The sequence below is a fragment of the Streptomyces viridochromogenes genome (assembly GCF_001270495.1).
GTDB classification, from domain to species: domain Bacteria; phylum Actinomycetota; class Actinomycetes; order Streptomycetales; family Streptomycetaceae; genus Streptomyces; species Streptomyces viridochromogenes_A.
In genome coordinates this window covers 70,724-95,391 of sequence record NZ_LGUR01000173.1, presented here as the reverse complement: position 1 = coordinate 95,391, position 24,668 = coordinate 70,724, and the positions used below count along the sequence as shown (strand labels likewise).

Annotated in this window: 24 protein-coding genes; 12 read left to right on the top strand and 12 right to left on the bottom strand. The window is 72.3% G+C overall.

Translation table 11 applies throughout. From position 1 onward, the window contains the following. Window position 1 precedes the first annotated feature (1 nt). Complete coding sequence (locus tag ADK36_RS17570; protein ID WP_048584935.1) at window positions 2-1,465, bottom strand: sugar transferase; 1,464 nt, start codon at window positions 1,463-1,465, stop codon at window positions 2-4. Further along, the gene (locus ADK36_RS17565; protein WP_048584934.1) at window positions 1,462-2,601 is read right to left on the bottom strand and encodes a glycosyltransferase; all 1,140 of its coding nucleotides are present in this window, start codon (window positions 2,599-2,601) and stop codon (window positions 1,462-1,464) included. The genes ADK36_RS17570 and ADK36_RS17565 overlap by 4 nt, the downstream gene beginning before the upstream one ends. A gap of 249 nt (window positions 2,602-2,850) precedes the next feature. On the opposite strand from ADK36_RS17565, the gene ADK36_RS17560 reads away from it, so the two are divergent. Further along, window positions 2,851-3,156, top strand: coding sequence for a hypothetical protein (locus tag ADK36_RS17560; protein ID WP_048584933.1), 306 nt, complete (start codon window positions 2,851-2,853; stop codon window positions 3,154-3,156). A 373-nt stretch (window positions 3,157-3,529) separates the two neighbouring features. Here ADK36_RS17560 and ADK36_RS17555 read toward each other — a convergent pair whose 3' ends face one another. From ADK36_RS17555 to ADK36_RS17540, 4 genes are all read right to left on the bottom strand, one after another. After that, the gene (locus ADK36_RS17555) at window positions 3,530-3,850 is read right to left on the bottom strand and encodes a hypothetical protein (protein ID WP_048584932.1); all 321 of its coding nucleotides are present in this window, start codon (window positions 3,848-3,850) and stop codon (window positions 3,530-3,532) included. A gap of 61 nt (window positions 3,851-3,911) precedes the next feature. After that, a complete protein-coding gene (locus ADK36_RS17550) occupies window positions 3,912-4,232 on the bottom strand; it encodes a hypothetical protein (RefSeq protein ID WP_048584931.1) in 321 nt (106 codons plus the stop codon). Between the two features lie 63 nt (window positions 4,233-4,295). Next, window positions 4,296-4,631 (bottom strand): hypothetical protein, encoded by a 336-nt coding sequence (locus ADK36_RS17545; RefSeq protein WP_048584930.1) that lies wholly within the window; start codon window positions 4,629-4,631, stop codon window positions 4,296-4,298. Between the two features lie 444 nt (window positions 4,632-5,075). Then, window positions 5,076-5,465 (bottom strand): hypothetical protein, encoded by a 390-nt coding sequence (locus tag ADK36_RS17540; protein WP_234329789.1) that lies wholly within the window; start codon window positions 5,463-5,465, stop codon window positions 5,076-5,078. A gap of 291 nt (window positions 5,466-5,756) precedes the next feature. On the opposite strand from ADK36_RS17540, the gene ADK36_RS17535 reads away from it, so the two are divergent. The 5 genes from ADK36_RS17535 (at window position 5,757) to ADK36_RS17515 (ending at window position 9,321) form a co-directional block, all read left to right on the top strand. After that, window positions 5,757-6,479 carry a glycoside hydrolase family 16 protein gene (locus ADK36_RS17535; RefSeq protein ID WP_053198203.1) on the top strand — a complete coding sequence of 241 codons (723 nt, stop codon included), beginning with the start codon at window positions 5,757-5,759 and terminating at the stop codon, window positions 6,477-6,479. Window positions 6,480-6,585: 106 nt separating this feature from the next. Then, window positions 6,586-7,206, top strand: coding sequence for a vitamin K epoxide reductase family protein (locus ADK36_RS17530; RefSeq protein WP_048584928.1), 621 nt, complete (start codon window positions 6,586-6,588; stop codon window positions 7,204-7,206). A 90-nt stretch (window positions 7,207-7,296) separates the two neighbouring features. Then, window positions 7,297-7,794: a tyrosinase family oxidase copper chaperone gene (locus ADK36_RS17525; protein ID WP_048584927.1), complete on the top strand. Its 498-nt coding sequence runs from the start codon at window positions 7,297-7,299 to the stop codon at window positions 7,792-7,794. Continuing rightward, window positions 7,778-8,638 (top strand): tyrosinase family protein, encoded by an 861-nt coding sequence (locus tag ADK36_RS17520; protein ID WP_048584926.1) that lies wholly within the window; start codon window positions 7,778-7,780, stop codon window positions 8,636-8,638. The genes ADK36_RS17525 and ADK36_RS17520 overlap by 17 nt, the downstream gene beginning before the upstream one ends. Window positions 8,639-8,721: 83 nt before the next feature. Next, a complete protein-coding gene (locus ADK36_RS17515; RefSeq protein WP_048584925.1) occupies window positions 8,722-9,321 on the top strand; it encodes a DUF2087 domain-containing protein in 600 nt (199 codons plus the stop codon). 36 nt (window positions 9,322-9,357) lie between these two features. Here ADK36_RS17515 and ADK36_RS17510 read toward each other — a convergent pair whose 3' ends face one another. After that, on the bottom strand, window positions 9,358-10,317 hold the full coding sequence (locus tag ADK36_RS17510; RefSeq protein WP_053198201.1) for a D-2-hydroxyacid dehydrogenase family protein: 960 nt from the start codon (window positions 10,315-10,317) through the stop codon (window positions 9,358-9,360). 100 nt (window positions 10,318-10,417) lie between these two features. On the opposite strand from ADK36_RS17510, the gene ADK36_RS17505 reads away from it, so the two are divergent. Continuing rightward, window positions 10,418-11,383, top strand: coding sequence for an NAD-dependent epimerase/dehydratase family protein (locus tag ADK36_RS17505; protein ID WP_053198199.1), 966 nt, complete (start codon window positions 10,418-10,420; stop codon window positions 11,381-11,383). Between the two features lie 64 nt (window positions 11,384-11,447). After that, window positions 11,448-12,254, top strand: coding sequence for an SDR family oxidoreductase (locus ADK36_RS17500; protein WP_199830200.1), 807 nt, complete (start codon window positions 11,448-11,450; stop codon window positions 12,252-12,254). A gap of 6 nt (window positions 12,255-12,260) precedes the next feature. Here the strand turns inward: ADK36_RS17500 and ADK36_RS17495 are convergent, their stop codons facing one another. The 5 genes from ADK36_RS17495 to ADK36_RS17475 all read right to left on the bottom strand — a co-directional run bounded on the left by ADK36_RS17495 (window position 12,261) and on the right by ADK36_RS17475 (window position 19,807). After that, window positions 12,261-14,150, bottom strand: coding sequence for a hypothetical protein (locus ADK36_RS17495; RefSeq protein WP_053198198.1), 1,890 nt, complete (start codon window positions 14,148-14,150; stop codon window positions 12,261-12,263). 44 nt (window positions 14,151-14,194) lie between these two features. Continuing rightward, a complete protein-coding gene (locus ADK36_RS17490) occupies window positions 14,195-15,175 on the bottom strand; it encodes a hypothetical protein (protein WP_053198196.1) in 981 nt (326 codons plus the stop codon). Then, window positions 15,172-17,658: an Hsp70 family protein gene (locus ADK36_RS17485; protein ID WP_048584920.1), complete on the bottom strand. Its 2,487-nt coding sequence runs from the start codon at window positions 17,656-17,658 to the stop codon at window positions 15,172-15,174. Before ADK36_RS17485 ends, ADK36_RS17490 begins: the two co-directional genes overlap by 4 nt. Before the next feature lie 42 nt (window positions 17,659-17,700). After that, on the bottom strand, window positions 17,701-18,285 hold the full coding sequence (locus tag ADK36_RS17480; RefSeq protein ID WP_053084739.1) for a hypothetical protein: 585 nt from the start codon (window positions 18,283-18,285) through the stop codon (window positions 17,701-17,703). Between the two features lie 115 nt (window positions 18,286-18,400). Then, window positions 18,401-19,807, bottom strand: a complete 1,407-nt coding sequence (locus ADK36_RS17475) for an Hsp70 family protein (RefSeq protein ID WP_053198194.1) — start codon at window positions 19,805-19,807, stop codon at window positions 18,401-18,403. Between the two features lie 161 nt (window positions 19,808-19,968). On the opposite strand from ADK36_RS17475, the gene ADK36_RS17470 reads away from it, so the two are divergent. From ADK36_RS17470 to ADK36_RS17455, 4 genes are read left to right on the top strand one after another with little or no spacing between them, the layout of a single operon-like run. Next, the gene (locus tag ADK36_RS17470; protein ID WP_053198192.1) at window positions 19,969-21,885 is read left to right on the top strand and encodes an AAA family ATPase; all 1,917 of its coding nucleotides are present in this window, start codon (window positions 19,969-19,971) and stop codon (window positions 21,883-21,885) included. Further along, window positions 21,878-23,098 carry a serine/threonine-protein kinase gene (locus ADK36_RS17465; protein WP_048584918.1) on the top strand — a complete coding sequence of 407 codons (1,221 nt, stop codon included), beginning with the start codon at window positions 21,878-21,880 and terminating at the stop codon, window positions 23,096-23,098. Before ADK36_RS17470 ends, ADK36_RS17465 begins: the two co-directional genes overlap by 8 nt. Further along, on the top strand, window positions 23,095-24,315 hold the full coding sequence (locus ADK36_RS17460; protein WP_048584917.1) for a hypothetical protein: 1,221 nt from the start codon (window positions 23,095-23,097) through the stop codon (window positions 24,313-24,315). The genes ADK36_RS17465 and ADK36_RS17460 overlap by 4 nt, the downstream gene beginning before the upstream one ends. 21 nt (window positions 24,316-24,336) lie before the next feature. Then, window positions 24,337-24,654 carry a hypothetical protein gene (locus ADK36_RS17455; RefSeq protein ID WP_048584916.1) on the top strand — a complete coding sequence of 106 codons (318 nt, stop codon included), beginning with the start codon at window positions 24,337-24,339 and terminating at the stop codon, window positions 24,652-24,654. Window positions 24,655-24,668 lie beyond the last annotated feature (14 nt).

Genomic DNA, 24,668 nt, shown 5'->3' with positions numbered 1-24,668 from the left:
CTCAGCTCCCCGTCGGCCGGACGAACTGGGCCGCCGTACGCAGCAGGATGCAGACGTCCTGCCACAGCGACCAGTTGTCGATGTAGGCGTTGTCGTAGCGGCACCGGTCCTCGATCGAGGTGTCGCCGCGCAGCCCCTGGATCTGGGCGAGCCCGGTGATCCCGGTCCGCATCCGGTGGCGCGCCGGATAGCCCGGGTGCGCCTGGCTGAACTTCGCGACGAAATACGGCCGTTCGGGCCGCGGGCCGACCAGGCTCATGTCCCCGCGGAAGACGTTCCACAGCTGAAGCAGCTCGTCCAGCGAGGTGCGGCGCAGGAAGTGGCAGAAGGGGCTCATGTCCTGCTCGTTCGCCACGCTCCAGCGGGTCGCCGCCTCATGGTCGCTGGCCGGCCGGTGGGTGCGCAGCTTCAGCATCGTGAACGGCCGCCCGTCCTTGCCGATGCGCTCCTGCCGGAACACCACGCCCGGCCCGTCCATGACCCGCAGCACCAGCGCGCACACCAGCAGCACCGGCCCGGCCAGCACCAGCAGCGAACCAGAGAGCACCACGTCGAGCGCCCGCTTGCCCACGCTCCCGTGATGCCGTCCGCCCCCGGCACCGAGCAACCTCCGTGAGAACCCGGCCAGTTGCCCCACCTCGTGGCGGCGCCCGCCGAGGCCGTACGACGGCGGATCCGCGTCCAGCTCCCACAGCGCACACCCGTACGCGGCCAGCCCCCGCAGCACGGCGGCCTTCTCCACCCGGGTGGCGGCCCCCACGACGAGGACCGTCCCCACACCGTTCTGGATCACCGCCCGACGCGCGTCCTGCGCCGTGGTGAGCACCGGCAGCCCGAGCTGGTCGTCGGCGTCGCCGAGGACGTCCGGGTCGTCCGCCACGAGGCCCACCGGCCGTACGCCGCAGCCCGGTTGGCGCAGCAGCGCGGCCGAGACCCGCCGGGCCACCGCGACGGGACCGACCACCAGGGCCGGACAGGGCCGGCGCCGCAGTCCCCGGCGCCGAAGCCCGTGCACCGCCTCGCGGCCCGCGCAGGCCGCCAGGCAGTGCACGGCGACCGCGGCGACCAGCACGGCCGGCGGGAGCGACCGCAGCGGGGAGAGCAGCACGACAGCCGCCCAGCCGACGGCGATCCGCCCGCAGACGGCGGGAAGTTCGTCGAGTACGCCGGGGACGACAAAGGCGTCGTACAGCATGGCCCGGCGGTTCATCCCGATCACACCGAGCGCGAGCAGCACGATGACCAGCGAGGACCGGTGCGGCACGGGCAGGACCAGCACGGCCGGCAGCGCGGCGCCGCCGTCGACGAGCCACAGCGACGCCCGGACCGCGGGCCGCGGACGACGCGATCCCCGCCCGCCGCCCGTCCGGCGCCCGGCGGCGGTGCCGCGCGGGCCGAGAACGGAGGCGGCGTCCTGCGACGTCCGCTGCTGGCCGGGCGAGGCGACGGTGCTCTCCGCGGTCATGTGGTGATGCACTTCCTGCCCCCGTTCGGTCCGACGACCCGCGTGGTAGCGAGGCCGAGCAACTCGCGGTAGACGCCGGTCACCGCGTCCGCGGCACGCCGCGGATCGTGGGCGACGAGCACATGCGCGCGGCCCTGGGCGCCCAGCGCCGCGCGCAGCGGCTCGTCGAGCAGCAGCGTCGTCAGCGCCCGGGCCAGTGCGCCGGGGTCCTCCGACGGCACCAGGCAGGACGGCGGATGGCCGGCCGGAAGGCTCTCGCCCGCCCCGTCCACGTCCGTGACGACGACCGGCCGGGCGCACGCCATGGCCTCCAGCGGGGCGAGCGCCATGCCCTCCCAGCGGGACGGCAGCACCACGACGTCCGCCGCCCGGTACCAGGGCGCGGTGTCGGCGGTCGTACCGACGAACTCCACCGACGCGGGCGCACCCGAGCGCAGTCGTCCCGCGTCCGGACCGTCACCGACCAGCACCAGCCGCGCGCCCGCCACCTGCCGCACCACCTCGGGCCAGGCCGCCAGGAGCACGTCCTGCCCCTTCTGGCGGCAGAGCCGGCCCACGCACACGACGAGTGGGCCCGCCCCGGCCGGCGCGCGCTCTCCCTCCGGCCGGAACCTGCGGGTGTCGACACCGTTGGGGACCACACGCCACTCGGCGTCGATGCCGGCCCGCACCCCGGTACGCCGCTCGGCCTCGCTCACGCACAGCACGCGCGCCGCCCACCGGGCCCCGAACCGCTCCCAGCCCAGCGCCAGCCGCGCGACGGCTCCGTCCGCGGCCTCGAACGACCAGGCGTGCGGCTGGAAGACGGTCGGCAGGCCGCCGCGCACCGCGAGCCGGGCCGCGAGCCCTGCCTTCGCGCTGTGCGCGTGCACCAGGTCGGGTCGTACGCCGCGCACCACGCGCGCCAACTGCCGTACCTCGCCGGGGAGTCGGGGCCCCGGTGCGCGGGTCACGTCCCAGGGGGCCACCGTGCAGCCCAGCGCTCGCAGACCGTCCGCCAGCGTGCCGCCCTCCGGACAGGCCGCGGACACCCGCAGCCCGGCGGCGAGTTGCGCCGCCACCAGGTCCGTCACGACCCGCGCGACACCGGCCTCGACGGGCTGGGCGACATGCAGGATGTGCGGCGCAACGCGCATGACCGAGGCTGCCCTTTCGAAGAAAAGAGGAGAGGGGCTCTGTTTCAACCGGATTCCTGGACTAATGGGATGAGCAGCATCAGCCCTTATCCATACTTATCTGAGAAACAGTCAAGTGTGTTGGAACGGTGGCGCTTTCGAAGTTGTTTCACGCACGGGACCACCCATTTGGAGCCACGGGGGTTTCCCGGGGCATCCCCTCTCGTTAGCCCAGGAGAACCGAGACCGAGTTTCCTGGAAAGGAACATGATGAAGAACCTGAAGGCTGCTGCTGTCGTCGCCGGCTCCCTCGCCATCGCCGGTGCCGCCGTGCCCGGCGCCGCGGCGGTGGACATGCCGGCGACGGGCCTCGTCGACAACGGGAAGACGGTCGCCCGCAGCCTCCCCTCGGCCGCCAAGGTGCCCACGGGCTACGTGGGGAACGGTGTGAAGCGCACCGCGGACAAGGTGAAGAAGGGCGTGCAGTCGCAGGGAATGGTGAAGACCCCCGTCTTCGGCGGCGCCCTGCCGAACCCCGTCGACGGCCGGCTGCTCGGCGGGCTTCCGATCAGGTAGGCGGTCAGGCAGACCATCGTTCCTTTCTGTCGTGCCGTCGCCTTCGGCTCGATGACCAGGGCCGGCTCCGTGTCACTCGGAGCCGGCCCTTCGGTATGTACGGGCGGGTTCGGGAGAGTGCGATTGCCCTTTGGTATTCCGGTTGGGCCGAACGGAGGATTCAGGGTGACCACGGGGAGAAAAACTCCGTTGGACCAACTGAATGGGCGCTCTTTCCTCCTTGCTGGCGCTCCTTGACCGTGGGCCCCGTCTGCACGCTGGCGCAGACGGGGCCCACGGTCTTCGTGTGCGCCGCACCTCTCGTCGGCGGGCGCGCACACAACGATGGCGGTCCACCGGAAATCCGGCGGACCGCCATCGGGTGAAGCACTGCTCAGAACAGGAGACCGCCGTGGTACCCGGCGTTCTGCGCCTGGTCGATCTTGGCCGTGTTGCAGGCGGCGTAGTGCGAGTTCGGAGCAGCGACGCCGCCGAGGACGGCGCCGTTCGACCACGGGGCGAGGCAGCGAGCGTCGAGCAGGGCGCCGTTGACGACGGCGATGCCCTGCTGGGGCTCGTTCACGACGACCGGGGACGCCGAGAAGCCGCTACCGCCCTTGACCGTGGTGGTGTCACCGTCGGCAGCGGCGGTGCCGCCGGTCGCGAGGACGATGCCCGCGGCGATGGCCGAGATGGCCGTAACCTTCTTACGCATGAGTTGAGCCTTTCCGGGCTGCGTTCGGGATTTACCTGCTCCGAATTGCTCGGAGCAGGAGTCAGAACAGGAGTCCGCCCTTGTACTGGGCGTTCTGCGCCTGGTCGATCTTGGCCGTGTTGCAGGAGGCGTAGTGCGAGTTCGGGGCGACGACGCCACCGAGGACGGCACCGTTCGACCACGGCACGGCACAGCGGAGGTCGACGACCGTGCCGTTGACGACGGCGACGCCCTGCTGGGGCTCGTTCACGACGACCGGGGACGACGAGAAGCCGGTGCCGCCCTTGACGGTGGTGGTGTCAGCGTCAGCCGCGGCGGTGCCGCCGGTCGCGAGGGCGATGCCTGCCGCGAGCGCGGAGATGGCCGTAACCTTCTTACGCATGAGTTGCGCCTTTCGGGGCTGCGTTGGGGTAATTCACGTGCTGCGAATAGCTCGGAGCAGAGGTCAGAACAGGAAGCCGCCGGAGTACGGGGCGTTCTGCGCCTGGTCGACCTTGGCCGTGTTGCAGGCGGCGTAGTGCGAGTTCGGTGGGACGACGCCGCCGAGAACGGCTCCGTTGGACCACGGGGCGAGGCAGCGACCGTCGACGACGGTGCCGTTGACGATGAGAACGCCCTGCTGGGGCGCGTTCACGACGACGGGGGACGACGAGAAGCCGTCACCGCCCTTGACGGTGGTGGTCTTGCCGTTGCCGTCGTATTCACCAGCGGAGGCAAGGCCGGCGGTGCCGACGACGGTGCTGAGGGCGAGGGCCGTGATGACCGCGAACTTCTTGGGCAACTCGGTTCCTTCCTAATTCACGGTTGCGCACGCTTACGAAAAGGAAACCCGTATATGCATGCATAAGTCACGGTGGGAACATTCAAACGTGGCCAGATTCCATCGGATGGCGCAATGCGGTGTGCCCGCCGGTGCGCCCGGGTTTCGCCCGGGATGGAATCCGTGTGGCGTTCCGGGGAATTTTCGGTCCGACTGAATAAAGCCGGCCGGAACGGGCGCCGACATGCGTCCGGCCCACCGGCGGGTGAGGGCCGATGGGCCGGACGCATGGTTCGCGGGGAGCCAGTGGGTGCGGGCCCGCCGCAATGCGGAGGTGGCGCCTGCGGGCCCGGATCCACGTGTCCGGGCCGGCCGGCGGTCTCCGGCTGTCGAGAACCGGATCAGAGTCTCAGAATTCCGGGGCCGGCAGGCGCCGGTACGGCCGACTCAAAATATGCCGGGTCGTCACTTGTTGGGGAGCAGGGTGCCGAGCCCGGTGGCCGTCGGCGCGTGCAGCGGGTGGATCTGGACCTCACCGCTTCCGGCCGGGTTCTTCACCGGAATCGTGGGCCGCTTGGCGGCGTTCGGGTCCATGCCGTCCAGGTAGACGCCGGACATGCCCCCCGACTTGTTCTTGTCGAACGCGCTGCCCTTGGCGACACCGCCGTCACGGGCCAGCCGCGTCACGACATCGGCCGCGGGCACGACCGCCGGCGTCACCTTGGTCGGGGACATGAGACCGAGCGGGCTGGTGGAAATACCCGAACCCCCGGCGGCGACCGCCGCGGCGGCGGAGCCACCCACAAGACCCGCACCGATGGCCAACGCCGCCGTGGTGAAAACTGCCTTCTTCATGATTCACCTCGCTTGAAAGTACCTCTGATCCGACGGTTGGAGAACATAGCAGTCCAAGGGCGCCGCAAATGCGACGCGCTACTCCATACGCATGAAAGTCGCGGGGGTGAAGAATGTAATGCGCAGAGGGATTCCGAGGGATTGGCATCTGGTCGGCGAATCAATTGATCGTATGGTGCACCCGGCCGGTTGGGCCGCCTGCGCGACCTGAAAGATGAATTTCAGAATTGTCATCGGAACCGTCGTCGAGCCGGTCCGCCGGGATGTCCCGCTCGGCCTACCCTCGCCGCCATGACCACCCACAGCGACACCTTCACGCCGACCACGATCCCTGGCAGGTCGCTCATCTGGTCCGAGGAGTTCAACACCCCGATCGCCTGGGGCGCCAGATGGGTCGGCGACAGATCGAGCGCCTACCGCTACTGCGACCACAACCCGGACGACAGCAAACTGGACTGGCTCACCCCCGGCTGTGTGACCGTCTCGAACGGCGTGGCCACCTTCACCGCCGTACCGGCCGGCCGCACTCTGGAGAACGGCCGACAGGCCTGGCACACCGGGCTGCTCACCACCGAGTACTCCGCCGAGGGCTTCCAGGTGCGGACCGGGGACTACGTCGAGACCCGCGTCCGACTGCCCTCCGGGACCGGGGCCTGGCCGGCGCTGTGGACCTGGAAGGACGGCCACAACGAGGTCGACTCCTTCGAGTACCACCCGGACAACCCGAACCTGCTGGAGCTGTCCAACCACGTCAACCGCGCCACGACGTACCACACCGACGTCGACGCGATCGGCCCGGACAGACGGGTCACCATCGGGACCGGCTACGGCGCGCACCGCGTCGAGTGGTACGTCAACGGCGAGCGCGTCTTCTCCGACGGCACCGGCGTCGGCCCCCACTGGTCGGCGTACCTGATCCTGAACCTGTCGCTGAGCGCCGGTGAGTACCACCCGGCCCCCCGCGGCCCGGCACCGATCACCTTCGACGTCGACTACCTCCGCGTCTACCGCTGACGACATCGGCGGTCGTCCCTCGATCGGGCGGGATGGACCCCGTGTCGTCGGCCGGTCGGGTGAGCGAGCCCCAGGGCGCTCTCCGGACCGTCGATATGGTCGCGCGATGGCCCCTGACTCAAGCGCCTCCGTGCGCCGCCCGACGCGCCCGGCCGCCGGTGGCAGCCGGGCGTTCGCCCTGCTGCTGGTGGTCTGCGGGGCGGCCGGGCTGGTGGCCTCATGGGTCATCACCCTCGACAAGTTCAAGCTGCTTGAGGACCCGGACTTCACGCCGGGATGCAGCCTGAACCCCGTGGTGTCCTGCGGCAGCGTGATGGAGAGCGACCAGGCCGAGGCCCTCGGATTCCCCAACCCGATGCTGGGCCTCGTGGCCTACGGCATCGTGATCTGTGTCGGCGTCAGTCTGCTGGCCGGGGCCGCCTATCCGCGCTGGTACTGGCTGACCTTCGCGGCCGGATGCCTCTTCGGGATCGGCTTCGTCTCCTGGCTTCAGTACGAGTCCCTGTACCGGATCGACGCCCTGTGCCTGTGGTGCTGTCTGGCCTGGCTCGGGACGATCCCGCTGTTCTGGTACGTGACGTCGTTCGTCGTGCGCCACGACTTCCTGCCCGCGCCGGGCCCGGTACGGACCTTCTTCACGGAGTTCACCTGGGTGGTTCCGGTGCTGCACATCGGGATCGTCGGCATGCTGATCCTGACCCGCTGGTGGGACTTCTGGACCAGCTGACCATTGCACCGTATGGGCGCTTCCGTGGTGACCGTGGGCCGTCTCGCTCGGTTACTCGTACGAACAGCCGAACCGTACGAGGAGTGAGCGATGGCCGTCAGTGCAGACGGAGTGTCGGTGGGTGCGGTGCAGGGGGCGGACGCCCCGGAGCGGAGCGAGCCGGAGAGGCGGACACGGCGGGAGGTCGCGCGGGTGCTGCTCGCCTCCGCCGCCGTGGCGCTCGCCCCGGTCGTCACCGCCTCCCGGCCCGCGCAGCCCGCGGACGGGAAGCGGGACAGCGGCACCCCCTTCGACGAGACCTACCGCGGTCGCCGCATCCAGGGCGCCCCCCTTCCCCTCCAGGGCCTGTCCGCCCTCGGAGCCGAATGGCAGGTCACCGTGGACGGCCGGCCGCTGCATCTGATGCGTCGTGCCGACGGCACCTGGCTGAGCATGGTCGACCACTACAGCTGGTACCGGACCCCGCTGGAGGCGACCCGCGCCGCCGTCGACGAGCTCGGTCCCCTGCGGCGGTTGCATGACCTGGCCCCCGGGCCGTTCGGCGGCGGGCACCCGCACGGGGAGGCACAGCATGGTGTACGTGCGTAAGAACGTGAGCAAGCTGACGTCCAGCGAGCGGCGTCGGTTCGTCGAGGCACTGCTGGAGGTCAAACGGCGTGGCGAGTACGACGAGTTCGTACGGCTGCACATCGAGCACTTCCGTGGGGACGGTGACCGGGGTCTGCGCGCCGCCCACATGACGCCCTCCTTCCTGCCCTGGCACCGCCAGTTCGTGCTCGACATGGAGACCGCCCTGCGCAGCGTCGACGACTCGGTGACCGTGCCGTACTGGGACTGGACCCGGGACCGTTCGACCACCTCGGTGCCCTGGACCGACGATCTGCTCGGCGGCAACGGGAGGCCGGTGGACCGGCGGGTGATGACCGGGCCGTTCGCCTACGCGACCGGCAACTGGACCCTCAGGGAGCGCATCACCAACGTCGAGTTCCTCACCCGGGACCTGGGCCGTTCCCGCCGGCCGATCGCCCTGCCCACCCGGGACGACCTGAACTGGGCGCTGAAGGATCCGGTCTACGACGTCTCCCCGTGGGACTCGACGGTGACCAAGGGCTTCCGCAACAAGATGGAGGGGTGGGGCAGAAGCAACAACCCCTGGCGCAACCACAACCGGGTCCATCGCTGGGTCGGCGGCGCCATGCTCGGCGGCGCCTCCGTCAACGACCCCGTCTTCTGGCTGGTCCACGCCTTCGTCGACATGCAGTGGCAGCGCTGGCAGCGGCGCCACCGCAAGCACCGCTACGTGCCGGCGAAGCCCCCCGGCCGCAGGAGTGACCAGTACGGCCGGATCGTCGCCCGGAACGAGCGACTGCCACCGTGGGACGTCACCCCGGACGATCTGGAGGACATGTCCCAGATCTACCGGTACGCCTGAGGGCCGCTCAGCCCCGCCCAGCCCGCCGCGCCCCGTCGAAAATCGCTCTACTTCGGGACGGATGTCCACTAGCCTCCGAACACATGGCAACCGATCCGACGGAACAACTGGTCCGACTGTTCGCCGAGGAGAGCCGGGTGCGCGCCTTCGCCGCCGTGGCGCTGGGCGCGGGGAGCTCCGAGCAGGTCGCCCGGGCGGCGGGGCTGTCCGCGAAGGAGACGGCTGTCGCGCTGCGACGGCTGCGGGAGCAGGGCGTGGTGACGGCGGGCGACGACGGGGAACTCGGCGTCGCGTACGGCCTGTTCAAGGAGTACGCGCGAGCGGCGGCACAGCGGGAGAGCGACGCCGGGGACGCCGAGAGCCCGGCGTCCGGGGACCGGCAGGTCGACCTGGTCCTGCGGACCTTCGTCCGCGACGGCCGGCTGGTGCGGCTTCCCGCGCGGTGGACCCGCAAGAAGGTCGTGCTGCGGCACATCGCCGAGCAGTCCTTCGAGCCGGGCGTCGAGTACCCGGAGCGGACCGTCGACGAGAAGCTGCGCGCCTGGTGCGAGGACAGCGACGACATCGACCATGTGACGCTCCGGCGCTACCTGGTGGACCTGCACCATCTGAGCCGGAGCGAGGGAATCTACCGACGGCCGGCCGCTCCCGACGCGGCCGCCGGGGTCGCCGGCATCGCCTGACCGCAGTCGGCGCGCCGACGCACCGGCGCGTCGGCTTCAGGGCAGCCGTCGAACCGGTGAACCCGCCAGGTACGCCCGGATGTCCTCGACCGCCTGGCCGTAGTACGTCGCGTAGTTGGCCCGCGAGACATAGCCCAGGTGGGGAGTCGCGAGGAGACGGGGCGCCGAGCGCATCGGATGGTCGGCGGGGAGGGGCTCGACGTCGAAGACGTCCACGCCGGCGCCCGCGATACGGCCCTCACGCAGGGCACCGAGCAGGGCGTCCTGGTCGACGATCGCCGCGCGTGAGGTGTTGATCAGATACGCCGTCGGCTTGAGCAACGCGATCTCGGCGGGGCCGAGGAGGCCGCGGGTGCGGTCGCTCAGGGCGAGGTGGACCGAGACGAAGTCGCTCTCGGCGAGCAGATCCTCCTTGGAGGCGGCCAGGTGGACGCCCACCTCGTCGGCGTACTCCTTGGTCAGGTTCTGGCTCCAGGCGCTGACATGCATGCCGAAGGCGAGGCCGACCTGCGCCACCCGGCTGCCGATCTTGCCCAGGCCGAGCACGCCGAGGCGACGCCCGTGCAGGTCGGCGCCGACCGTCTGCTGCCAGGGCCCGCCGGAGCGCAGGCCGTTGCTCTCCTCGACGATGCCGCGGGCCAGGCCCAGCAGCAGGGCCCAGGTGAGCTCGACGGGCGGGGTGGACGAACTGGCCGTACCGCAGACGGTGACGCCGTGCGCCTCGGCGGCGGCGTAGTCGATGACCGAGTTGCGCATGCCGGAGGCGATCAGCAGCCTCAGCCGGGGGAGCCGGGCGATCAGGGAGGCGGGGAAGGGGACCCGTTCCCGCAGGGTCACCACGATGTCGAACTCGGCGAGGGCCGTGGCCAGGGCGTCCTCGTCGGGGAAGTGGGTGGTGAAGGGGACGACCTCCACGTCGTCCGCCAGCGGCGACCAGTCGGCGACCTCGGTCGACACGTTCTGGAAGTCGTCGAGCACAGCACAGCGCAGTCGCACGGGGGGGGGGTCCTTTGCTCGGGAGCGGATTGACCTTCGGCGGGTCCGTCACCGACTGTTGATCGCGGCGCGGATCCGCCAGCCAGAGGGAGGCCCCACCTTGTTACCACGCATCCTCGTCACCGGAGGCAGCGGCTTCATCGGACGCCATGTCGTCGCGGCCGTCCGGGAGGCGCGGGGCGACACGCCACCCCCGGTCCGGCTCGTCCTGCGCGATCCGGCGAGCCTGCCACCCGGCGGCGGCCCGTACGACGGCACCCCGCCGGCGGATGTCGTACGGGCCGACCTGACCGATCCGACGTCCCTGCGCGGTGTCTGCGCCGGCGTCGACGTCGTCCTGCACTGCGCCTCCCACATCGGCGACGACGAACGGCTCACCGAGGCCGTCAACGACCACGGCACCCGCGCCCTCGTCGAGGAGGCGACACGCGCCGGCGTGGCCCGCTTCGTCTACGTGAGTACGGCCGCCGTGTACGGACGAGGGCCCTTCACCGGCGCGCTTCCGGGGGAGTTGCCGCTCGCACCCGCCTCGCCGACCAGCCGGGCCCGTGCCGCGGCCGAGCGGCATGTGCTGGACGCGGGCGGGGTCGTGCTGCGCCCGCACCTGGTGCTCGGGGCCGGCGACCGATGGGTGGTGCCCGGGCTGGTCACCCTGATGGGACGACTGTCGGCGGGCCTCAAGGACCGCACCGCGCGGCACTCCGTCGTCGACGTACGGGCGTTGGGGCGCGCGGTGGTCGCCGCCGGACTGTCGGAGCGGGACCTGGCGGGCGTCCATCACGTCAACCACCCGGACCCGGTGGGCAGTTCGGAACTGCTGGACACGGTGGCCGACCGGCTCGGCCTACGACTGCCCGGCGCACCACTGGACATCGAGGAGGCCCGGACCCGCCTCGCCGGACAGCCACGCGCGCTGCACCACCTCGGCATGCTCGCCGTGGACCACTGGTTCGCGGACGGCGGTTTCTGGGCGGGCGCGGGCGTCGATCCCGGAGCCGGATTCGCCCGGGAGCTGGCCGAACACGCCGCGTGGTACCGGCAGTTCCTGGACACGCCGGCTCGCTGACGGCAGGTTCCCCTTCCCCTACGCACCCCCGTACTTCCTCCATCTCCGAGCACACAGGGATTTCGTGGACATCGAACGCGCACTGACCGGCAGGACCGCACTGGTCACCGGGGCCGGCCGCGGCATCGGCCGGGCCATCGCCACACGTCTCGCCCGCGACGGGGCGCTGGTCGCCGTCCACTACGGACGCAGTGCGGCCGCCGCCCTGGAAGTCGTCGCGGAGATACGGCGGAACGGGGGGCGGGCCTTCCCTCTCGGCGCCGAGCTCGGGGTGCCGGGCGACGCCGCCGCCGTCTTCGACGCCTTCGACGCGGGGCTGCGCGAGGAGCGGGGCGAGGAGGTGGCGGGTGCCGAGGCGGCGGATGCCGGAGGCTCCCTCGACATCCTGGTCAACAACGCGGGAGCGAGCGGGTCGGGGCCGGTGGGTCAGGCTGTCCCCGAGATCTTCGACCGCATGATCGCCGTCAACGCCAAGGCACCGTTCTTCCTCGTACAGGGCGCGCTGCCGAGGATGCGCGACGGCGGCCGCATCATCAACATCTCGTCCCTCGCCACCCGGCGAGCCTTTCCCGAGTCCCTCGCGTACGCCATGTCCAAGGGCGCGCTGGACACGATGACGCTGGCTCTGGCGAAGGAACTCGGCGGGCGCGGCATCACCGTCAACACGGTCGGGCCGGGGTTCATCGAGACGGACATGAACGCCCGGCGCAGGACGACCCCCGAGGCGCGGGCCGCTCTGGCCGCGCGGTCCGTCTTCGACCGGATCGGCAAACCCTCCGACGTGGCGGACGTGGTGGCGTTCCTCGCCTCCGACGACTCCCGCTGGATCACCGGTCAGTACCTCGACGTCAGCGGTGGCACCGACCTGTGAGCGCCCTCACAGAAGGTCGCGGTAACGCGAGAGGAACTCGGCCCGCTGCTCGGGGGACATGCGCATCAGCGCGTCGCGCACGGAGGACGGCAGATAGGACAGCCTCTGGTCGTCGATCCCCGGTGACGCGATGAGCCGGTTCGACGACCCGAGCCCGGACAGCGTGGACAACCGGTCGTTCCCGTAGATCCGTTCCGCGTACTGGAAGCCGTCGAGGTTCTTCGTGACGAGCCGGCGCGTCTTTCCCTTCCTGGCCACGGTCAACGCGGATTTGAGCAGCCGGATGCTCTGCTGCTTGGGCGCCGAGACCTCGGGGACGAGCGCCACGGCACAGTTGTTGAGGAGCACCGCGGTCTGGTCGCTGAGCCGGGACGCGGCGAAGCGGATCTTCCACGCCCTGCACTCGCCCAGCTTCTTGACCTGCGGCAGCACGCGTTCCTGAAGCTCCGAGGCGGCGCGGTCCGGCTTGTTGCCGCGGAGGAGTTCCTGCGCACGCTTGAGGCCGGACAGGGTGGCGTCGAGCGCCTCGGTGTACGGGCCCAGGCGGGAGTGGTCGTTGAGCCGCCGGCGGTTCTTCCTGATGAGCTTGCGCGCCTGCCGCGTCTCGGCCAGCTTCGCCGCCTCGTCGAGCAGTTCGAAGCTCTCCTGCGCGGGCGAGGGCGCGGTGCCGGGAGACAGCGCGATGGCGCAGTTGTTGAGCAGTATCGCCGTCGTGTCGCCGAGCTTGGCCGCGCTCTGCCGCTTTTCCCCGTCCTCGCTCTGCCGCAGCTCGGTGAGGATCGGCAGCACCCGGTTCCGCATCTCCGCGACCGCTTTCGCGGCCTGCTTGTCGTCCAGGAGCTTGCGGACCCTCTCCATCGACTTCACGACCGAGTTGAGCGCCAGGTGCTTCCGGTTGCCGGTGACGATCCTGCGGGTCTCGGCAGTCTCGGCCAGCGCCAGGGCCAGGTCGAGCAGCCGGGCGTCCTCCCCCGCCGGCAGCGACGGGCCGGAACCGGGGGAGATGACGCAGTTGTTGAGGAGCAGCGCCGCCCGGTCGGTCAGCTTGCTGACGGTGCGCCGTACACCCTCGGCGTCGAAGGCACGCAGCCTGGTCAGCTGCGGCACGATCTCCTTCTCCACGATCGACACCGCGCGGACGGTGTGCTCGGCCTGCTGGTCACGGGCGCGGTCCAGGGCGAGCTGCGCGGAGTCCAGCTCCGGCCGCAGCTGCTGCTCGACCGCCTCGCCCAGCAGCCGCTCGCCGGCCCACGACCAGGCGCCGAAGAGCCCGATCATCCGCTGTGGCGCCGCCGCCCGGGCGGCGAGTACCGCCAGGGGCGCGATCAGGGTGCGGCGGAGCTCGTCCTCTAGCGCGGAGAGGGCCGAGGGGGCCAGGCGGTGGTCGTCGAGCGCGGTGACGCGGTGCCGGAGATGGTCCCAGAAGCCGGGGTGGCCGAGCGCGTCCTGCCAGCCGGCGGCGGCCGCGCCCCAGCTGCCCTCGCCCTCGGCGGGTGCCGTGCCCCCGGACAACTCCTCGTCGAGGGCCCGGGCATGGGCCCGTACGGCCGCGTCGTGCGCCCGGTGCAGCGCGGGGTCGCATCCGCAGGCCCCGTCGGGGGCGTCCCAGAGCCAGAACAGCTCGTCCACGATCCGGCGCTGCGGATGGTCGATGACGTCGAACGCGGCGCCGTACTGCTCCACGCTCCGCCTGCCGGGCACGGGCAGCTCGCCCGGGGCGGGGATGTCCACCCCGGCACGGGCGGCGGTGGTGATGTGCTGCTTCTGCTGACGAATCGTCCGGCGCGTCGCCATGGTGGAGATGCCGGTCACTCTGAAGGCGTTGCGCTGATAGAGCTCGGGGACGGTGAGCTCGCGAAGGCGCTCCATGGCCACCGGTGCGGTGCCGTTCGGCAAGGCGTCCTCCCAGGTTCTGCGAGGTCGACGGCGCGTTCGCCGTCTTACGGGGCGGTCTGCGGGGTCAGGAGCACCGTGACGGTCCGGTTCGCCGCGTCGGTGTCGTGCGGGGCGTCCCGCTGCTCGGCGCTGGCGACGGAGAAGCCGGTGAGCGGCCGGCCACTGGCGTCGCTGAGCGCGCGGGCGGCGGCCATGGCCCGCCACAGGGAGGTGACCGAGCCGCCGCTGGCAGGCGCGTCGGGCACCTGGGCGATGTGCCCGAGGACTTCGACGCGCAACTGCTGCCGCCCGGCGAGGCGTTCGCCCAGCAGGGCCAGCCGCGCCGCGCCGGTTTCGGTCAGTTCGGCGGCCTCGGAGAACAGGCCCTGGTCGAAGACCACTTCCACGGAGTCCTCGTGCCGCTCCACCCGGGTCCCGGGCGTACGGACCTCCTGCGCGAGGGCGTCGAGCGCCTTCGTACGCCGGTCCTCGGCCTCGGCCGCGGCGCGTTCCCGCTCTTCCGTCAGCTCCTGCCGTACGTCCTGTTCGGCGGCGCGGGCCACGGCCGCGGAGTCGGACCGGGGTTCCCCGGTGCCGGACGGCAGCCGGGTGGCGAGTCCCCACGTCGCCGCCGTGACCGCGCCGGCGCACAGGACGACGGCGACGGCGGGCCGCAGCCGGTGGCGGGCACGGCCCAGGGCGGCCGCCGGGCCCCGGCGCCGGAACCGCCGGACGCGGGCCAGGCCGGCCGCGGCGGACTCGTCCCGCGGGTGCTCGTCGAGCAGTTGGCGCCAGCACCGCTCGGCCTCCGCCAGCTCGCCGCGCTGGGCGTGCACGCGGGCCCGCAGATCGGTCACGTCGCGGTGCCGGGTGACGGCGGGGTCGTCGTCGTACCGGTCCAGCTCGCGCAGCGCCGCGTCCAGGTCGCCGGAGCGTGCCGCCGCGGCGGCCCGGGCCACGACCAGCTCGGCCCGCAGCTCGGTGCCGGGGTCGCGGTCCGTGCGGGGCTCGGGCACCGTCTGCCGCGCGAGTTCCGTCGCTGTCACCAGACACCGCCGTTCTGTTCCACGGTCGGGCCGCCGGGCTTGAGATCCGGCGGCAGCATCTCGATGAGCTGCTGGATGACGTCCAGGAGGGTGTCCCGGTCGCGGGCGGCGACGGCGCGTCTGCCCTGCGCGATCGCGGCCTGGGCCTCGGCACGCGGCGTCATCACGTGGCCCATCCGGGACAGCTGCTTGAACAGGTCGTACTCCAGCTCGCCGGTGGCGCGCTTCAGCTCGGCACTGAGCTCCCACGCCTGCTTCAGCAGCCGCTCCAGCTCGGCGATGTCGGCGTTCCGCATGGCCTGGTTCGCCAGGCCGCGCAGGCGCTCCAGTTCCTGTCGCTCGGCCGTGCCGCCGCCGCGCCGGAGCAGGCCCTCGCACTTCTTGACCGCGTCCCCGAACTCCAGCATCAGCCGGGGCGCCTCGACGGCCTCGCGCTCGATGCGGTCGAGCTGTGCCTGGAGGTCACGAAGGCGCTGGGCGCATTCCAGGCCGGCGCTCATGTCGGTGGCCGCATGGTCGATCTTCGTCCGCAGCCGCGCCAGGTCGTCGGACAGCTTGCGCAGGACGGCCTGCGCGTCGGTGGCCCGGGACTCCCGCACGCGTTCGGTGAGCTCGGCGGCCCGCCGCTCCAGGGCGCGCAGAGCGGCCACGAGTTCCGCGTGCTCCGGCTGGGCGCCCTCCAGCCGCACCTCGGCCTCGAACTCCACCCCCATCGTCTCCACGATGGCCCTGGCCTGCCCGATCTTGCGGACCTCGTAGGTCACTTCGACCTCGCTGCCCTCCGGAAGGTCGTAGCGCAGGTCGCTGCGGCGGAAGGTGACCTCCCCGACTTCCTTGTTGTTCTTGGCCTCGTCCTCCTCGCCTTCGAGGAGGGGGATACGGATGACCGCGTCAGGGTTGTCGCGGGTCAGCGCGATGGTCGTGCGGAACGTGTCGCTGTCCTGGACCGGCAGAGCGGCCCCCCTGTTGAGGATCCGGCCGAAGGTGCCGTCGTACTTGCCGATGCCGAGCGAGTGCGTCAGGACCGGCCCCGGCGCCAGGGTGTTCGTGTGGGTGATGGACAGCGTGTCGGGCGTGAGCTTCTGCCGGACGCCCGAGGCGTCGGTCAGCTCCACCGTGAACCGGGACCTGGCGTCCCGGGTGATGGTGACGGTGGTGTAGAAGGCGCCGTTCGCGTTGAGGGCGACCTGCGGGCCGTGGAAGGCAGGTGTCCCGTCCGGGTTGTGCAGGGAGACGGTGTAGCCGGTCCAGTCCACCCGGCCGGTGCTGTGCAGTGTCCCGGCCACCGGGACCTGGGTGGTGTCCAGTGACTGCGGTTCGTAGTGCAGGTCGGCGGTGAACTCGCCGGCGCGGGGGCGCGGACGCGTCGCGGGGGCGCGCACGGTCCCGGCGTAGATCGCGGCGCCGCGCGCGACGACCGTGCTGGGGTCCTGGCTGTGGTCGAGCGGGATGCCCAGACCCTCCCGCGGGTCGACGAGCAGGTCGCGCAGGCCCGGGGCGAGCGTGGCACCCCCGACGAGCAGCAGCCGGTCGATGTGGTCCGGCCGCATGGAACTGTCGGCCAGCGCCTTCCGGCACAGGTCGATCGCCCGCGTGTAGAAGGGAAGGGCTAGGTCGTCCAGGGCACCGCGGGTCAGCGTGTACGAGAACACCTGCTCGTCACCGTTGTCGTCCCGGAGGTCGACGAACAGCTCCGCCGACCCGGCCCGGGACAGTTCGATCTTGGCGGTTTCGGCGGCAGCCTTCAGCTTGGCGAAGTTCGTCCGCCACCGCGCGTTGCCGCGGACGAAGTCCCGCAGCCCGAGGTCTTGTCCGGCCGCCGGCGCCAGCAGCTCGTCGACGACGGCCCAGTCGATGTTCTTCCCGCCCAGGTGCGCGTCCCCGGCGTGCTGAAGCAGCTGGAGTTCCCCGTCCCGCTTGCTCATCACGGCCGCGTCGAACGTGCCGCCGCCCAGGTCGAAGACCATCCAGTGGGCGGAATCGGTGGCGTTGTCCACGCCGTAGGCGAGCGCGGCCGCGTTCGGCTCGTGCAGCAGCGGGCAGTCCTCCCCGAGCCCGGCCAGCACCGCCGCCTTGCCGGTGGCGTTGGACTGGTTCAGCGCGAACGCCGCGGGCACCGTGATGACGGCCACGGCGGGCGGCTCGCCCAGCTCGTGCGCGACGTCCTGGCACAGCGACTTCAGCACCTCGGCGGACAGCTGCTCGGGAGTCAGGGACACACCTGCCCGGCGGAAGCCGAACTCGGCGCCGGTCACGCCCATCTGGGACTTGAACTCGGCGTGCGCGTCGTCCGGATCGGCTTCCACCCGCTGGCGGGCCCGGTAGCCGACGTGGGTCATTCCCTCCCGCGGCATCCAGACCGCGGACGGGGTGTAGTCCCAGCCGTCGTTGTTCTTGATGATCCGGGATCCGCCGTCCTCCGCCACCGCGACGGCGCTGTTGGTGGTCCCGAGGTCGATGCCGAAATCGATGGTCTCACGCATCTGGTCTCCCCTGCCGAATCCGCGATCGGCTGCGTGTGCGAGTCATTGAAGAGGCGGCCTGCCGACGACGACCTCACCCATCTGGATGAGGCGTCCGCGGAAATAGACCGAGGGCAGAAAGGTCTCCAGGACGACCTCACGGGTGAGGCCCGGGTCGTCCTCGAACGACAGGACCTTCAGCGACAGACCGGGGTCGTAGTCGTCCCCGTCGTGGTCCTGGATCCGGAGCTCGATGCCCTCCTGGAGCGCCTGGCGTGCCGTCCGCACGCTGCGGCCGATCTGCCGGGAGGTCTTCCCCAGCCCGTCGTCCTGCTGCTCCAGTTTCCGCCCCGCCTTCCACACGCCGGTGGCCGCTTCGGCCAGCCGGGCGGTGTCGACCTTCTCCTCCGGCTTCTCCTTCGAGGCGGTCGCGGACGCGGCGGACCGGCGGGCGGCCGCCTGGGCGGTGGCGATGTCCGCGTGGGCGGCGGCGAGATCCGCGAGGGCGGTGTCGAGTACGGCGAGATGGCCGACGATCCGCTCGCGCTGACCGGCGTCCAGCCGCTCCGGGGCGATGCGGAACTCCCGAGGGTGCTTCCACTGCCGGTACCAGCCGGTCAGGCGGTCCTGCGTGTGTCTCGGGTTCACATCCCCACCCCCTGGCGCCCGCTGAAAGGCACCCCGTCGATCGTGTCGGGCCCGCTCCCGCCGACTATGGCAGCGCCTCTTCGGGAGGGGTCCCGAACGTACCGGTCCCGGGCGCTCACCGCATGGGATCCCGGAGCAGAGCACCCTCGAACTGCCGTATCCGCTCCAGGAGTTGACCCATCAGGGCGGCGGTGTGCGGGCCGCCGCCGGCCCCGTGGGCGTCCTCGAACCGGTCGACCGTCAGCTGCAACTCGCCCACCAGCGTCCGGAACCCGCCCGCCTTCTCCCGCCCGGCCCGGTCGAGGTGGCTCTCGCAGGTGCCGAGCGCGCCCCGGAGCTCACGCAGCAGGTCGGTGATCTCGGCGGTGGCAGCGGGGCGCGGCCGTCGTACGGGCACGCGCACGGTGCCGGCGTGCAGGGCGGCGCCGCGGGCGACGACCGTGGTGGGGTCCTGGCTGTGGTCGAGCGGGATGCCCAGCCCCTGCCGCGGGTCGGCGAGCAGCTCGCGCAGGCCCGGGGCGAGCGTGCCGCCCCCGACGAGCAGCAGCCGGTCGATGTGGTCCGGCCGCAGGGAGGCGTCGGCCAGCATGTTCCGGCACCACTCGACGGCACGGGCGTACGACGGCAAGGCCAGGTCGTCCAGGGCGCCGCGGGTCAGCGTGTACAGGAACGGCCGCTCGTGGCCGTCGTCGTCCTTGAGATCGGCGATGATCTCCGTCCTCCGGGCCCGGGAGAGTTCGGTCTTGGCGGTTTCGGCGGCCGCCCTGAGCCTGGCGAAGTTCGTCCGCCACCGCGGATTGCCGCGGACGAAGTCCCGCAGCCCGAGCTCGTTTTCGACGGCCGGCGCCAGCAGCTCGTCCACGACGGCCCAGTCGAGGTGCGTCCCGCCCAGCCGCGGGTCTCCGACATGCCGCAGCAGCCGGAACTCGCCGCCCCGCTCCGCCACCACGGCGGCCGTGAAGTCCCCGCCGCCCAGGCCGAAGACCATCCGGTGGACGGGCCCCGAGGCGCCGTCCGCGCCATCCGTGCCGTAGGCGCCGTAGGCGAGCGCCGCCGCGACCGGCTCGGGGAGCAGAGGGCAGTCTTCGCTCAGGCCGGCCAGCACCGCCGCTCTGCCGGTGGCGGCGGCCCGGCCCGGTGAGCAGCCCGCCGGAACCGCGATGACGGCGGCGGCCGGCGGCTCGCCCAGCGCGTGGGCGGCGTCCCGGCACAGCGACTTCAGCACCTCGGCGGACAGCTGCTCGGGGGTCAGCGAGACGCCCGCCCGGCGGAAGCCGAACTCGGCGCCGGTCACGCCCATCCGGGACTTGAACCCGGTGTGCGCGTCGTCCGGATCGGACTCCACCCGCTCACGGGCCTTGCGGCCGACGTGGGTCGTGCCCTCCCGCGGCATCCACACCGCGGACGGTGTACGGTCCCGGCCGTCGCCGTTCTTGAGGACACGGGCCCTGCCGTTCTCCGCCACCGCGATGGCACTGTGGGCGGTCCCGAGGTCGATCCCGAAGTCGATGGTTTCGCGCATACGCTGCCGCCTCGCGTCGTCCGGCACTCGGACGGGGGTATCAGGCCCGCTTCGGGAGGGGTCCCAAGAAGGCGTGGCTATAACGGTATTGGCAGTCCGACACGGGTAACAGACGCAAGGGGCGCTTCCTACGGCGAAGTGTCCGCGGGGGAGGCCTGACGTTGCAGAACCTGGGGATCGACCGGCTGGACCCGGCACTGCTGGCGGCGACCGACCGCCTCTCCGGCGCCGTCGCCGCGGCCGTCGAGACCGGTGCCGCCCACGTCGAGCCGTCCCACCTGCTGATCGCGCTCGGCCGGGTGCCGGGCAGCGTGGCCGCGGGGCTCTTCGGCCGGAGCCGGATCCCCGTGGAGGCGTTCGTGGAAGCGCTGCGTGCCCAGCGTCCGCGGCGCGACGGGCTGCCGCCGACCGAGCTGACCTACCGCACCGCCGCCACCGGCACCCGGGAGGCGCTCGCTGCGCTGCCGCCCGGAGCCGGGGAGCGGGAACTGCTGGCCGCGGTCCTGCCCCGCCTGGAAGCGCCCGCCGACCTGCTGCTGCGCGAGTACGCGCGGGCCGACCTCGACCAGTGGGTCCGCGAGTGCCGCGCCGAGCCGGCCCCGGCCCGCGAGGTGTTCGGCGGTGACGGCCGGCTGCTGCTCGACCGTTTCGGTCCCGGCGCGCGGCGCGTGCTGGCCGCGCTGGCCGCGGGGTCCGCGCAGGAGGACGGTCCCGGGCCCGCTCCGCTGACCACCGCGCTGCTGCTGCGGGCCATGGCCGCGGTGCCCAACGGCCTGATCGAGCAGGGTTGCCACTTCCTGGGCCAGGACGTCCGCGTCCTGCGCCTGCGCATGACGTCCCTCACCGACGGCGGCTCCGACTCCTCCGACTCCTCCGGCTTCTCCGTCCCGTCCGGCCCCGGCGGGGAGCTCTCCCGCGACAGCCTCCAGGAGCTGCTCGCCCGCACGCTGGAGAGCGCGGCCGTGGTCGCGGCGCGGCGCGGCGGCGACCTGGTCGCCGAGCGGGACCTGCTCGCCGCGCTGCTCGACACTCCGGCCGGCCTGACCGCGGGCTTCCTCCGGGACAGCCGTATCGACGTCACCCGGCTGCGTCGCTATGCCGAGGAGTACTACCGGGAACTCCCCGCCCAGGAGCCGGACACAGCCGTGCACATGCCGCCCCTGGAGGAGTCCCTCGACCGGCTGCGCGAGCGTCTCATCGGGCGGGAGGCGGTCATCGACCGTCTGACGCCCTCCCTGGAGAGGATCACCCGGTCGCTCAGGCGCGGCCTGCGCCTGGCGGACCAGCCCCTGGGCAGATTCCTGTTCTGCGGCCCCAGCGGCACCGGCAAGACCCTGGCCGCCCACGCGCTCGCCGACATCGTGTACGGATCCGAGCAGGACCTGCTCTTCTTCGAGATGGGGCAGTTCAACACCAAGGAGTCGATGAACAACTTCATCGGCGCCGCACCCGGATACGTCGGCTACGGCGAAGGCAAGCTCACCAACGGACTGCGCGACAACCCCCGGCGGGTGCTGCTCTTCGACGAGGTGGAGAAGGCGGACGGCAGGGTGCTCGACGCCCTCCTGCGGCTGCTGGACGAGGGACGGATCAGCGACCCCGCGGGACCGGTGCGCGACGCCCGGGACTCGGTGATCGTGCTCACCTCGAACCTCGGCGCCGCCGAGTTCGCCGGTCTGGCGCAGCCGGAGGCCGCCGTCCAGCTGCGGCGGATCATGGAGGGGTTCTTCCGGCCCGAGTTCCTCAACCGGATCGACGAGGTGGTCCTTTTCGAGCCGTTCCGGCCGGACGAGCTCGAAGCCATCGCGCTCGGCGGGCTGACGCGGCAGGCCGCCCGGGTGACCGCGCAACTCGGTGTGGACCTGTGCTGGAAGCCGGAGATACCGGCGCGGATCGCGGAACTGGCGATGACGCGGCGCCCGGCGGAGGCCGCCCGCGGCGTGAACCGCTACGTGGACGGCGCCTTCGCCCCGCTGCTGCGGCTGCTGGACGAGGCCGACGCCCGCGGGGAAGCCGTGGAGCGGGCGCGGATCGTGCTGGACGGCGAGCGGCTGACGGTGGTGGACAGCAGTGGCTGACCTGCTCGACGGGCGCTACCTGCTGCACGAGACGCTCGGCCGGGGCGCGTTCGGCACGGTCCACCGGGCCGAGCACCGCGCCCTCGGCCACCCGCTCCGGCAGGTGGCGGTCAAGCTCTTCGACACCGACCCCACGGTCCCGGCGGACGAACTGCTCGGCGAGGCCGTGCAGTTGATCCGGGTGGTGGACGAGTGCCCGGATCCGGTGATCCGCGACCGCTTCCTCACCTGCTACGACGCCGGCGTCGACAGCGGCGGCACGGGACGGCCGTACATGGTGACGGAACTGGCCCGCGGCGACCTGACGCGGCGGCTGCACGGCGGCCAGCTCCCGGCCGCGACCGTGCGCGACCACGCCGTCCAGCTCTGCCAGGGCCTCGCCTTCCTGCACCAGCGGGGCATCGTCCACCTGGACCTCAAACCGGGCAACATCCTTGTCTCGGCGTCCGGTTCCCTCAAGATCGGCGACTTCGGGCTGGCGCGTCGTGTCAGCACCCTGCTGCGCCGCGCCCCCGCTCCCAGCGGGACGGCGTGGTACCTGCCGGCCGAGGTCCTGCAACTGCGGGACGCGGGCCCCGAGGCCGACGTCTACGCCCTCGGCCTGACCTGCTACGAGATGCTCACCGGCCGCCTCCCGAGCCAGGACCAGCTGCGGGCCGCCGCGCCGGGGGACGGGGGCCGGGTCGACATCGACGCGCTCGTACGGCTGAAGCTGCGCGAGGTGGAGCCGCCCGGCACCCGCAATCCGGAGCTGCGCGGCCACCCGCTCGAAGCGGTGGTCATGCGGGCCCTCAGCCCCCTGGCCACGGACCGGTACCCGGACGCCGGCGCCGTCCTGCGCGCCCTGGACGAGACCGCCCCGGCGCCAGCGGCGGTCCGTACCCCGACACCACGGCAACGGGCCGAGGAACTGGTGGCGCACCTCCGGGCGGCGGTGCGGCGCGGCGACCTCGGCCTCGCACACGAGCTGCGGGGTGAGGCGCTCGACCTCAACCGGGCACTGCCGGACACCGCGATGGTCGCCGAGGTCTACCTCCTCGCGACCGAACTGGCCCTGCTCCGCAAGGACCCCGGCGAGGCCCGGGCGATGGCCACCGAGGGGCTGGGCAGGCGCCGCTGCCGGGTGACGTACGAGGCGATGGCGACGGCCTTCGCGGGCACGGAGCTGGGCCGCGGCTTCGCCCGGCGGAGCCGGGAGGAGACGAGCCGATGACGGCCGGGAGCGAGCTGGAGACCCTGGCCGCCGAGCTGGAGCGACTGCGGGCCGAGCTCTGCGCGCTGCTCCCCGCCGAGCCGGAGTCCGCCTACGCGGCACTGTGGCAGGGCGGGGAGCAACAGCCGTGGACCCGTACGGCGATCCGGCTGTGGGAGCGGGAGGACACCGAGGACATCGAGGTCGTCCACCACCTCGCCATCGCGCACCACGCCTGCGCCTACGACCTGGAGGCCGCCGGCGACGACGCCGCCTTCGGCCACTTCGAGCGGGCACTGCGGTACTGGGCCGCGCTGCACGGGGAGCCGGACTTCTGGCGGCGGATGCGGGAGCGCCTCGACGCCGCCCTGGGCGTCCCGGTGCCGGACGAGGTCGTGGCCGAGACGCGCGCACGGCTGCCGTACCAGCTGCTGGAGCCCCATCTGACCCTGGCCGCCAGACTGCGGCTCACGGATCCCGGCCGGGCACGGCGGCATGTGCGGCTGGTGACCGGCTCCGCGTTCCCGCAGGCGACCGTGGCCGAGGCGCGCGTCGGTCTCGTGCGCGACGTGCTCGACGGCGTCCCCGCGGCGGTCGCCGAAGGCAGGTTCGCGGAGACGGTCGACGTCCTGGAGTCATGGCTGCTGCTGGACCCGGACAGCCACGACCTCCTGCGCGCCCTCCTCTTCACCAGCCGGAGCTGGGTCGAGCGACTGCGGGAGGAACCGTACGCGACACGGCGGATGGACGACCTGCTCCGCCGCGTGGACGCCCTCGTCCGGCCCGCGCTCGCCCCCGGCGCCGCGCCCGGCGGTGAGCTCGCCAAGGAGCTCGCGCGGCACGAGTTCCTGCTCGCCCTGCGGTCGTTCGGAGCGCTCGGCACGGCAGCGCCCTCACCGGACGCGCTGGGCTCGCTCTCCGAGATCGAGCAGGCCCGGGGGCGCGCCCGGAAGGCCGTACAACACATGGACCGGGCCCTGGAGTTGTACCCGGCGATGGGCGGCGACCCGCGCTACGCGGACGCCGCCGAGCTGCGCGGCGACGGGTTGCCGGGGTTCCTGGCGTGGCTGGACGCGGTGGAGGCGCAGTTCCTGCTCACCGCCTTCGGCATCGGCGACCGGGAACTGTCCCGGGCACGGCGGCTCCTCGACGCGGCCGGGGCGTACGCGGCTGCCGACCCGGGGCTGGAGGAGTTCGTCCGCTCACTCGAGAGCCTGCTCTCGGTGCGGCGGGCCTAGGCGAACCAGGAGAGATGACCTGTGGCAGACAACCCGTGGGCCTGGCGCGACGGGCACAACCCGTACCGCGCCACACCCTTCCAGGTGCTCGCGCTCAGCCCGGAGGCCGGCGGGCGGGGGGCGATCCGCAACCACGTCAGAAAGCGGCGGCAGCGCATCGAGCGGCGCGCCGACCGCTACCCGCTGTTCGGACGCGTCCTGCGGGTCGCCGAGGTGAACGCGGCCGAGGACCGGATCAAGGACCCGGCCCAGCGCCTGCTGGCCCAGCTGTGCACCCACCGGCCCGAGCCACCGGCACGACCGGAGCGGCCCGATGACACGACCGGCCCGGCCCGATGACGCGGCCGGGTGAC